Annotated in this window: 10 protein-coding genes; 5 read left to right on the forward strand and 5 right to left on the reverse strand. The window is 66.8% G+C overall.

Annotation, left to right across the window (positions count from 1 at the left end; all coding sequences use genetic code 11):
* Window positions 1-128 precede the first annotated feature (128 nt).
* The 3 genes from sufD to Q0627_RS19695 are packed head-to-tail and all read right to left on the reverse strand — an operon-like array spanning window position 129 to window position 3,540.
* On the reverse strand, window positions 129-1,322 hold the full coding sequence (gene sufD / locus Q0627_RS19685; RefSeq protein ID WP_298812092.1) for a Fe-S cluster assembly protein SufD: 1,194 nt from the start codon (window positions 1,320-1,322) through the stop codon (window positions 129-131).
* Window positions 1,322-2,758 (reverse strand): Fe-S cluster assembly protein SufB, encoded by a 1,437-nt coding sequence (gene sufB, locus Q0627_RS19690; RefSeq protein WP_291017658.1) that lies wholly within the window; start codon window positions 2,756-2,758, stop codon window positions 1,322-1,324. Before sufB ends, sufD begins: the two co-directional genes overlap by 1 nt.
* Window positions 2,755-3,540 carry a transcriptional regulator gene (locus Q0627_RS19695; protein ID WP_291017677.1) on the reverse strand — a complete coding sequence of 262 codons (786 nt, stop codon included), beginning with the start codon at window positions 3,538-3,540 and terminating at the stop codon, window positions 2,755-2,757. Before Q0627_RS19695 ends, sufB begins: the two co-directional genes overlap by 4 nt.
* Window positions 3,541-3,794: 254 nt before the next feature.
* Between Q0627_RS19695 and mptB the strand changes: the two genes are divergently transcribed.
* The 4 genes from mptB to Q0627_RS19715 all read left to right on the forward strand — a co-directional run bounded on the left by mptB (window position 3,795) and on the right by Q0627_RS19715 (window position 8,371).
* A complete protein-coding gene (mptB, locus tag Q0627_RS19700; RefSeq protein ID WP_291017680.1) occupies window positions 3,795-5,558 on the forward strand; it encodes a polyprenol phosphomannose-dependent alpha 1,6 mannosyltransferase MptB in 1,764 nt (587 codons plus the stop codon).
* Window positions 5,559-5,664: 106 nt separating this feature from the next.
* Window positions 5,665-6,573, forward strand: a complete 909-nt coding sequence (locus tag Q0627_RS19705) for an ABC transporter ATP-binding protein (protein ID WP_291017661.1) — start codon at window positions 5,665-5,667, stop codon at window positions 6,571-6,573.
* Window positions 6,570-7,385, forward strand: a complete 816-nt coding sequence (locus Q0627_RS19710) for an ABC transporter permease (RefSeq protein ID WP_291017664.1) — start codon at window positions 6,570-6,572, stop codon at window positions 7,383-7,385. The genes Q0627_RS19705 and Q0627_RS19710 overlap by 4 nt, the downstream gene beginning before the upstream one ends.
* A 50-nt stretch (window positions 7,386-7,435) precedes the next feature.
* Window positions 7,436-8,371 (forward strand): heme A synthase, encoded by a 936-nt coding sequence (locus Q0627_RS19715; RefSeq protein WP_291017682.1) that lies wholly within the window; start codon window positions 7,436-7,438, stop codon window positions 8,369-8,371.
* A gap of 70 nt (window positions 8,372-8,441) precedes the next feature.
* On the opposite strand, the gene Q0627_RS19720 is transcribed toward Q0627_RS19715, so the two are convergent.
* Window positions 8,442-8,858, reverse strand: coding sequence for a hypothetical protein (locus Q0627_RS19720; protein ID WP_291017667.1), 417 nt, complete (start codon window positions 8,856-8,858; stop codon window positions 8,442-8,444).
* A 48-nt stretch (window positions 8,859-8,906) separates the two neighbouring features.
* Between Q0627_RS19720 and Q0627_RS19725 the strand changes: the two genes are divergently transcribed.
* Window positions 8,907-9,872 carry a quinone oxidoreductase gene (locus Q0627_RS19725; protein WP_291017669.1) on the forward strand — a complete coding sequence of 322 codons (966 nt, stop codon included), beginning with the start codon at window positions 8,907-8,909 and terminating at the stop codon, window positions 9,870-9,872.
* 18 nt (window positions 9,873-9,890) lie between these two features.
* Here the strand turns inward: Q0627_RS19725 and Q0627_RS19730 are convergent, their stop codons facing one another.
* Window positions 9,891-10,877 carry a heme o synthase gene (locus Q0627_RS19730; protein WP_291017671.1) on the reverse strand — a complete coding sequence of 329 codons (987 nt, stop codon included), beginning with the start codon at window positions 10,875-10,877 and terminating at the stop codon, window positions 9,891-9,893.
* Between the last annotated feature and the right edge of the window lie 18 nt (window positions 10,878-10,895).

The following is a 10,895-nucleotide window of genomic DNA, read 5'->3' on the forward strand; positions in this document are numbered from 1 at the left end:
GGCGTCGGACTGCTTGACGTTGACGTGCAGATCCCGGATTTCCAGAGTGGTCACAATTGATCCTTGACTAAAGATATGAGAACGACGGTGCTATTTGAACGAGAATGCTTGGGCTGTAAGCGGTTCCGTCACAGGACGACGAGTTTGAGTTCTTCCTCGATCGCGTCGGCCAGGCGCTGACGGATCTCCTGGACACCGATCTTGAGGATGATCTCCCCGAAGAAACCGAGAATCACCAGACGCCGTGCCTCGGCCTCGCTGATGCCGCGTGACTGCAGGTAGAACAGTTGCTCGTCGTCGAAACGTCCGGTGGCGCTGGCGTGTCCGGCACCGACGATCTCGCCGGTCTCGATCTCCAGGTTGGGCACCGAGTCCGCACGGGCACCGTCGGTCAGCACCAGGTTCCGGTTGAGCTCGAAGGTGTCGGTGCCCTCGGCCTCGGGGCGGATCAGCACGTCACCGATCCACACCGTATGCGCTTCCCGCAACCGGTCGCCGGAACCGTCACTCTGCAGCGCACCCTTGTACACCACGTTGGAACGGCAGTGGGGCTGGCTGTGATCGACGAGCAGACGCTGCTCGAGGTGCTGGCCGGCGTCGGCGAAGTACAGGCCCCACAGTTCGACGTCGCCGCCGGGTGCGTGGTAGCGCACCAGGGGCGAGAGCCGGACCAGATTGCCGCCGAGGCTGACCGCGAAATGCCGGACGATCGCGTCGCGGCCGACACCGATGTGGTGGGCGGCCACGTGCACGGCGTCATCGGCCCAGTCGTGCACGTTCACCACGGTGAGGTGGGCGTGATCGCCGACGACGAACTGGACATTCTCGGCATACGTCCCGCTGCCCTGCTGGTCGAGGACGATCACAGCACGGGCGAACGCCTCCAGCCGGATCTGGATGTGGCCGAAACCGACCTCACCGGCGCCGGGTCCGTCGACCTTGACGAAGACCGGTTCGGCGAGCTCGGTCTCCTTGGCCACGGTGATGACGGTGGCGTCGGTGAACGAGGAGAACGCTTGCGCGGCAACCCTGTCGAACGGCGCACCACCCTCGGCCAGACGCTGATCGTCGCGGCCGACGGTCTCCACTGTCACCCCGTCGGTCACGCCGTCGACGACGATCGACGGGTCGGCGGTGCGTACGGCGGTGCCATCGTGCAGGCCCCGCAGGCGGCGGAACGGGGTGAACCGCCACACCTCTTCACGCTGGTTGGGGATCTCGAAGGCGTTCACGTCGAACGAGGTGAACTGTTGTCCCTTGTTGACCTGGGCGGCAATGGTGCCGGGCGCCTCGTCGGCGCGCGGAAGCGTGGGGTCTGCCATCAGCCGACGGCTCCTTCCATCTGCAGTTCGATGAGTCGGTTGAGTTCGAGTGCGTATTCCATCGGCAGTTCCTTGGCGATGGGCTCGACGAAGCCGCGCACCACCATAGCCATCGCCTCGTCCTCGGTGAGGCCGCGGCTCATCAGATAGAACAGCTGATCGTCGCTGACCTTGGACACCGTGGCCTCGTGGCCCATCGTGACGTCGTCCTCGCGGATGTCGACGTACGGGTAGGTGTCGCTGCGCGAGATCGTGTCGACGAGCAGCGCGTCGCACTTGACCGTCGATCGGCTGCCGTAGGCGCCGCTGTTGATCTTGATCAGACCGCGGTAGGAGGCCCGGCCACCGCCGCGCGCCACCGACTTGGACACGATGTTGCTCGAGGTGTGCGGGGCCAGGTGCACCATCTTGGAACCGGTGTCCTGATGCTGTCCCTCACCGGCGAACGCCACCGAGAGCACCTCGCCCTTGGCATGCTCACCGGTCAGCCAGACGGCCGGGTACTTCATGGTGACCTTGGAGCCGATGTTGCCGTCGATCCACTCCATGGTGGCGCCCGCCTCGGCCTTGGCCCGCTTGGTGACCAGGTTGTAGACGTTGTTCGACCAGTTCTGGATGGTGGTGTAGCGGCACCGGCCGCCCTTCTTGACGATGATCTCCACGACGGCCGAATGCAGCGAATCGGTCTTGTAGATCGGGGCGGTGCAACCCTCGACGTAGTGCACGTAGGCGCCCTCGTCGACGATGATCAGCGTGCGCTCGAACTGGCCCATGTTCTCGGTGTTGATACGGAAGTAGGCCTGCAGCGGGATGTCGACATGCACGCCCGGCGGCACGTAGATGAACGAACCACCCGACCACACCGCGGTGTTGAGCGCGGAGAACTTGTTGTCACCGGCCGGGATCACCGAACCGAAGTACTCGCGGAACAGTTCGGGATGCTCACGCAGACCCGAATCGGTGTCGAGGAAGATGACGCCCTGCTGCTCGAGGTCCTCGCGGATCTGGTGGTAGACCACCTCGGACTCGTACTGCGCGGCCACACCGGCGACCAGACGCTGCTTCTCGGCCTCGGGGATGCCCAGCTTGTCGTAGGTGTTCTTGATGTCCGCGGGCAGTTCGTCCCAGGTGGTGGCCTGCTTCTCGGTGGAGCGCACGAAGTACTTGATGTTGTCGAAATCGATGTCGTCGAGTCCGGCGCCCCAGTGCGGCATCGGCTTGCGGTCGAAGATCCGCAGCGCCTTCAGGCGCGCTTCGAGCATCCATGCGGGCTCGTTCTTCTTGCCGGAGATGTCGGCGACGATCGCGTCGGAGAGTCCACGCTGCGCCGCGGCGCCCGCGGCGTCTGAGTCGGACCAGCCGTAGCCGTAAGTACCCAGCGAGGCGATGGTCTCTTCCTGCGTCATCCCCGTCGGTGCGGGATCGGTGACTGTCATGACGTTGCCTTTCGAGGTGACGGGTGGTGAGCGGCCGCGGGCTGTGCGGTCTTTCGCTCGGCAGAGAATGTCGCTGATGATCCTGGTCGTCGGGGCGGGTCGGCGGTCGATCCGGAGGCACCGACCGTTCCGAGGGCGATCAGCGGTACGTGCGTGGTGCAGGCGCAGTCACCGTTGGCGATGGTCGCCAAACGCTGAACATGTGTGCCGAGCAACTCGGTGAACACCGCGGTTTCGGCCTCGCACAGCTCGGGAAAGTCTTCGGCGACATGCGCGACCGGGCAATGATGCTGGCAGATCTGGATGCCGTTGCCGACCTGCCGGGTGTTGGCGGAGAACCCAGCGCTGGTGAGCGCGTCGGCGATGCCCTCCACCGTTCCCGCCACCGATCCGCTCTCCGCGGGCACCACATCGGCGACGATGCGCGTGATCCGATCACGGGCGAAGTCCTCGACCGCCTGCTGCCCGCCGACATTGCGCAGTGCCCGCAACGCGGCACCGGCCAGATCGTCGTACGCGTGGCGCAGCTTCCCGCGGCCAGTCGGGGTCAACTGGAACCATTTGGCGGGACGGCCGCGGCCGCGCTGACCGTATCCCGACGACGACGCCTCGACATCCCCCGCGGCCGCCAGCGCGTCCAGGTGTCTGCGCACCCCCGCCGCGCTGATACCGAGCCGATCGGCGATCTCACCGGCGGTCAGCGGTCCGTCCTCGACGAGCAGTGACACCACGGCAGCACGGGTCTGCCCGTCGTGCACGGTTGGTGCGGCCAGGTCGTTCAAGTCTTCTCCGGAACGTCCCGACCTGCGGTTGCGGCGTCGACGGGCGTCCTTCACCGGTACTTCGGTCGTCTCGCCCACGGATTTCACAACACAAGTGTGTCGTAATTGATTCCCGACTGCCAGCAAGGGTGGCCTTACCCGACCGGTCCAGGTTGTCGACCGCAAAGCCCACTAGAGTTCTCGCTGTGCACGCGACGCATCCCCCGGAGCAGACGCCGCCCAGGCCACGGGCCGGGCGCCGCGTCGCGGCTTACCTGGGTCTGCGCCGCGAACGAGCGCAACCCGATGCCGATACCATCGGCGACTACGGCAAGACGCTCGCCAGGCTCCACGACGACGAACGCGAGGTCGGGCCGCTCAACGCACGGGAAAATCTTCTGCTGGGCCGCATCAAGATCTTCGGTGCCACCGGATCGATCCTGTTGCTCATCGGATCGCTGGGCACCGGTCAGATCCCGGTGCTGCAAAATCCTGTCGCCGGTACCCGCGTGCTGTCACTCCCGTCGCGGATGTGGAGTACATCACTGACGCTCACCGTCGCCGGCACCATCATGCTCGTGCTGGCGTGGCTGCTGATCGGGCGATTCGCGGTCGGCCGCCTCAGCGTCGAAGTACTGGCCGGGCGCAGTCCCGCGCGTCGTATGACCCGCAAGCAGGCCGACAGGACTCTGCTGCTGTGGAGCATCCCTCTGGCGGTGGCGCCCCCGATCATCAGCAAGGACGTCTATTCCTACCTGGCGCAGAGCGCAATCGCCCATCGCGGCATGGACCCCTACGTCGTCAGCCCGCTGAGAGGGCTGGGGGTCGATCACGTACTCACCAGGTCGGTACCCAATCTGTGGCGGGACACACCTGCACCGTACGGCCCGTTCTTCCTGTGGATCGGTGAAGGCATCACCGCGATCACCGGCAACAACATCACCGCGGCGGTGTTTCTGCACCGACTGGTCGCGTTGCTCGGTATCGCGCTCATCGTGTGGGCTCTGCCGCGGCTGGCGCGCAGGTGCGGGGTGTCCAGTGTCGCGGCCATCTGGCTCGGCGCCATGAATCCGCTGGTTATCATCCACCTGGTCGGCGGCATCCACAACGAGGCACTGATGCTCGGGCTGATGCTCGTAGGCATGGAAGTCAGCTTCCGGGCCATCTACGGCGCCCGGCGATTACGGCGGCCCGGCGCGTGGCTGCCGAGTCAGGCCGGGTGGTTGCTGATCGCCGGTGGTGCGCTCATCGCCGCCTCATCCATGGTGAAGATCACATCGTTGCTCGCGATGGGCTTCGTCGGCCTGGCACTGGCCCAGCGCTGGGGCGCCACCCTGCCCGCGCTCCGGCACGCGCCCATCGGGCAGTGGTGGCACAGATCACGCCGGTCGGTGATCGCGCTCTCATTGTCGGCGGCCTTCCACACCGCCGTGCTCGTGGCGGTGATGGCGGTGATCGGCCTGATCACCGGTCTCGGTTTCGGCTGGATCCACACCGTAACGACCGGCGGAGTGGTGCGGTCGTGGATGTCGCTGCCCACCGCGGTGTCGGTGGTCACCGGCGGCGTAGGACAATCACTCGGACTCGGTGACCACACGCAGACCATTCTCGACACCGCCCGGCCGCTGGCGCAGGTCGTGGCCGGTCTTTTCATCATCCGCTGGATGCTGGCCACCCTCAGCGGCCGGATCCATCCACTCGGCGCGCTCGGCGTGTCCATGGCCACGTTCATCGCGTTCTTCCCCTTCGTGCAACCGTGGTACCTGCTGTGGGCGGTGATCCCGCTGGCCGCCTGGGCCACCCGACCGTGGTTCCGGTTGCTGACCATCCTCATCAGTGCCCTGATCGCGGTGGTGGCATTGCCGACCGGCGCGAACACGGGTGCGGTCTTCATCGCCTCGGGTGTGCTGGCCGGTGTGATCGTCGTCGGTGTTCTCACCGCGATCTTCTTCGAGAACGTCGGCATCCCCCGACGTTTCGCTCGCTCCGGACCATCGCGGCCGGGCCGCCTTTTGTCCCGGACGCGCCACGAGGAATAGGCTGACTGCCGTGCGTTCCACGACCGCCCCCTCGGGCGCCACCACCGGCGATCGAACGGCAGATCACCGGCCATCGGAACCGACGAGTCCCGCCGGGGAGCATGCCTTGAGCGTCACCGGACTGGTCAAGCGCTGGGGATCGACAGCGGCTGTCGACGGTCTCGATCTCACGGTCCCGCACGGCTCGGTGCTGGCTCTGCTCGGCCCCAACGGCGCGGGAAAGACCACCACTGTGGAGATCTGCGAAGGCTTCCGGACCCCTGACGAGGGCCAGGTCCGCGTACTCGGTCTCGACCCTATCTCCGACAGCGACGCCCTGCGGTCCCGGATCGGGGTGATGCTGCAAGGCGGTGGTGCCTACACCGGCGCCCGCGCCGAGGAGATGGTGCGCCTGTGCGCCTCGTACTACCGCGACCCGATCGATCCGCAGTGGCTGCTCGACGTCCTCGGACTGCGCGAGGCGGCCCGTACGTCGGTACGGCGGTTGTCGGGCGGGCAGCAGCAACGCCTTGCGCTCGGCTGCGCCATCGTCGGGCGTCCTGAACTCGTATTTCTCGACGAACCGACCGCGGGCCTGGATGCGCACGCGCGAATCATGGTGTGGGAGCTGATCGACCGGCTCCGCGCCGACGGCGTGTCGGTACTTCTGACCACCCACATGATGGATGAGGCCGAGGAACTCGCGGATCGGGTGGTGATCATCGACCACGGACGTAAGGTCGCCGAGGGCACCCCCGCCGACCTGACCCGTAGGGGCGCCGAGAACGAACTGCGCTTCACCGCGCCCCGGGGGCTGGACCTGAGCCCGCTCGACGTTGCCCTGCCCGAGGGGTATGCCAGTTCCGAGCCTTCGCCGGGTAGCTACCTCGTTGTCGGCCCGATGACCCCGCAGGTGCTGGCCACGGTCACCGCGTGGTGCGCGAGGATCAACGTGCTGGTCACCGATCTGCGCGTCGAAAGCCGGAGCCTCGAAGACGTTTTCCTCGGACTGACCGGGAAGGATCTGCGGGGATGAGCACTCATGCATCGGGTCGGACACAGGCCGCCAACAGATTTCCGGCCGGGGCCTTCTCGCCCGCGCCACGGCCCGCACCGATCACCACGATCCTCGCCGCCCAGTCCCGGCTCGAACTCAAGCTGCTGCTGCGCAACGGCGAGCAACTGCTGCTGACCATGTTCATTCCGATAACCGTGCTGATCGGGCTGTCCCTGCTGCCTGTCGACACCGGACTCGGCGCGACGGTCGGCGAACGTGCCGATGTGATGGTCCCGGCCATCATGACGGTTGCGATCATGTCCACGGCGTTCACCGGCCAGGCCATCGCGGTGGGTTTCGACCGCCGGTACGGCGCCCTGAAAAGGCTCGGCGCCACACCGATTCCGCGCTGGGGCATCATCGCGGGCAAGTCCATCGCCGTCGCGGTGGTCGTGGCATTGCAGGCGGTGATCCTGGGCGCCATCGGACTCGCCCTCGGCTGGCGCCCGGAGATCGCCGGACTCGCCCTGGGGGCGGTGATCATCGCGCTGGGCACCGTGACGTTCGCCGCGCTCGGCCTGTTGCTCGGCGGCACGCTCAAAGCCGAGATCGTGCTGGCGCTGGCAAACCTCCTGTGGTTCGTCCTGATCGGGATCGCAAGCCTGACCATCATCGACTCCGGCGTCCCCGACGCGGTTCGCTGGGCAGCCCGCTGCGTTCCGTCGGGTGCGCTGACCGAAGCTCTCAGTCAGGCGACGGCCGGGAGTTTCGACGTATTCGGCATCGGCGTGTTGCTGCTCTGGGCGGGGGTCGCCGGCGCCCTGGCCGTGAGGTGGTTCAAGTTCGAATGAGTTCTGTCACAACGCACAACTCCCCTTCCACGGGTGCCGTCCCGGAAGGTATGCCCGACCGAAAACCGTCCTTCCTCGACCGGATCCCCGGCTTCGCCCGCCCGACCGACCGGTTCGTGACCGGCTGGGCCATCGCACTACTCGTATCCAATATCGGGATCGTGGCCACCGGTGGCGCGGTGCGGCTGACCAAGTCGGGACTCGGCTGCCCGACGTGGCCGCGGTGCACCGCCGAATCGGTGGTCCCGCACGCCGAGTTGGGTATTCACGGCGTGATCGAGTTCGGCAACCGGATGCTCACCTGGGTGCTGACAGTGATCGCCATCGCCACCGTGATCGCAATCTGGCGACGGCGTCCGATCGTCCGCTTCGACCGCCGGCTGTCGGTGCTGCTCGCCCTCGGCATCCCCTTCCAGGGAGTCATCGGGGGCATCACCGTGCTCACCGACCTCAACCCGTGGGTGGTGGCGCTGCATTTCCTGTTGTCGATGGCCTTGGTCTCCGGCGCGACGTGGCTGGTGTACCGGCTGCGGCACCCCCACGAACAGTCCGACGTCTCCCCCGGCCTTCCGACCCGGCTGGGCCGTGATCTGTCCTGGTTCGTCTACGCGATGACCTGGGCGGCAACCTATCTGGGTACGGTGGTCACAGGCTCCGGACCGCACGCCGGCGACGAGGACGCACCACGCAACGGCCTGGACCCGGCGAATGCCACCCAGTTGCACGCCGATGCCGTGTTCATCCTGCTCGGCGCCGCCATCGCACTGGTGATCGGTACCCGCGCCGCGCGCCTGCGGCAGTTCCGTACCACCCTGGTGTTCCTCGGCCTGCTGCTGTCACAGGGGCTCATCGGGGCCATCCAGTACGCCACCGACCTGCCGATCGCGCTGGTGATCGCGCATATGACCGGCAGCGCGTTGCTCGTCACCGGGGCGACCTGGCTCGTCATCTCATTCAGCCGCGGCAGTCACGAGACCGAGCTCTGACCCGACCTGGGTCAGAGCTCCAGAATCCGGCGACAGCTGCCGCCCCACCGGGCGCGGCCAGGCCGGTCCGTCAGCCCAGGCCGGGGTCGCGGTAGGTGGGATTGACGATCTTGGTGTTGCGGGCCTTGGGGAAGCGCTTCTGGTTGGCGACCCAACCAGCCATCTTCGCGTAGTGGCCCTTCTGTGGGGTGACCGTCGAGATCAGCTCACGATCCCACTCGGGCGCCTCCTCCAGCCCGTCGACGACATCGATGACGGCCTTGGCCGTGGCCAGGTCGTTCACCACGCGGTCACCGAGTACCCCGCCGGACTCCCCGACCAGGGTCACCCGTACTCCGGCCGCACCGATCGGCTGCAGCACGGCCTTGGCCGAACCGCCCTCGCGCGCCACGAAACCACGGACAGCCGCGAGAACTTCCTTGGGTGCGGTCACCGTCGGGGTGTTCTGCTGGAGGGCTTCGGTATCGGTCGAGGGCGCGTCAGTCATGCCGGTCAGCATACCGGCCGCCGGGTGCGGACCGTGTACAACAGTGGCATGCGTGCGATACAGGTCACGACCCACGGTGGTCCGGAAGTTCTGTCCCTGACCACAGTCGACGACCCGACACCCGCCCTCGGCGAGGTACTGGTCCGCACGGGAGCTGCAGGTGTGAACTTCATCGACACCTACCTACGCCGGGGCATGTATCCCTCCGTGCCGCCGTACATTCCGGGATCGGAGATCGCCGGCACCGTGGTTGCCGCCGGTCCGGACGTGACCGGCCTCGGCTTGGGTGAGCGGGTCGCGACGGTGAACGCGGTCGGCGGCTACGCAGAGCTTGTCGCCGTACCGGCCGAACGCACCGTCAGGCTTCCCGACGACGTACCCGACGACATCGCCGGATCGTCGATGCTGCGCGGCCTCACCGCGCACTACCTCCTCGACGGCAGCGCACATCCACGCGAAGGCGACACCGTGCTGGTGCACGCCGGCGCCGGTGGTGTCGGGCTGATTCTCACCCAGCTCGCCAAGCTCCGCGGCCTGCGGGTCATCACCACCGTCTCCTCCGACGAGAAGGAGTCGCTGTCTCGCGAGGCCGGTGCCGACCATGTGCTGCGGTACGGCGACGACCTGGCCGCGGAGGTACGCGACCTCACCGCAGGTGAGGGGGTGACGGTGGTCTACGACGGCGTCGGTGCCGACACCTTCGAACAGTCCCTGGCCTCGACTGCGGTCCGGGGCACGGTGGTGCTGTACGGGGCGGCAAGCGGACCGGTACCGCCGTTCGACCTACAACGCCTCAACGGCCTGGGGTCGCTGTCGGTGACACGCCCGACGCTGGCCCACTTCATCGCAGACCCTGACGAGTTGGCCTGGCGCGCGGGCGAACTGTTCGGGACCATCGCCGAGGGCAATGTCCGGGTGCGCGTGGGGCAACGCTACGCGCTCTCCGGCGCCGCCGAGGCACATCGCGACCTGGAGGCACGGATGACGACAGGGAGCACCGTTCTGATTCCCTGATCGCGGTCCCGGGAAGACTCAGAAGAAGTCGGCGATCGTCTTCATGTTGACGACGGCATCGATGGCCAGACCGCAGAACAGGATGGCCAGGTACTCGTTGGACTGCAGGAATACCTTGAGCGGCGCGACCTCGGCGCCCGCCCGGGTTTCGCTGTACAGCTTGTGCACGCGGCTCAGGAACCAGCCGCCACCGAGCACGGATATCGCCAGGTAGATCCAGCTGGTCGCCGGGATCAGCACCAGTGAGGTGACGACGGTGGCCCAGGTGTAGAAGAGCATCTGCCGGGTGACGCGTTCCTCGGTCGCGATGACAGGCAGCATCGGCACCCCAGCCGCCTTGTAATCCTCCTTGTAGCGCATGGCCAGCGCCCAGGTGTGCGGCGGTGTCCAGAAGAAGATGACCAGGAACAACACGATCGGTTCCCAGCTGAGCGAGCCGGTGACCGCGGCCCAGCCGACCAGCGTCGGCATGCACCCGGCCGCGCCTCCCCACACCACGTTCTGCCAGGTCCGGCGTTTGAGGATCATGGTGTAGACACCGACGTAGAAGGCGATCGTCGCCAGCACGAGCAGTGAACTGAGCAGGTTGGCGGCCGTCCACAACACGATGAACGACGCGATACCCAGCACGATGCCGAAGATGAGTGCGGCCCGTGTCGAGACCGCGTGCCGGGCGATCGGTCGGCGTGCGGTGCGTTTCATCTTCTGATCGATGTCCGCGTCGGCGACCATGTTGAGGGTGTTGGCGCTGCCCGCACCCAGCCAGCCGCCGATCAGGGTGAAAGCGATCAAGGGAAGGTCGACCTCGCCGCGGTCCGCCTGCAGCATGACCGGGATCGTCGCCACCAGCAGCAGCTCGATCACGCGAGGTTTGGTGAGTGCGACATAGGCGAGCACGGTGTCGCGCACTCGTCGCGGCACAGACTGCTTGCCCGAACCCTGCGGTACCGAGGTCTCTCGGGGGGCGGCGGAGGACGATCCGCTCACATGTTCCCCAATCCTCACTGGCACTCCTCGTCTGCC

This window comes from uncultured Gordonia sp. (assembly GCF_937858515.1).
Lineage (GTDB): Bacteria > Actinomycetota > Actinomycetes > Mycobacteriales > Mycobacteriaceae > Gordonia.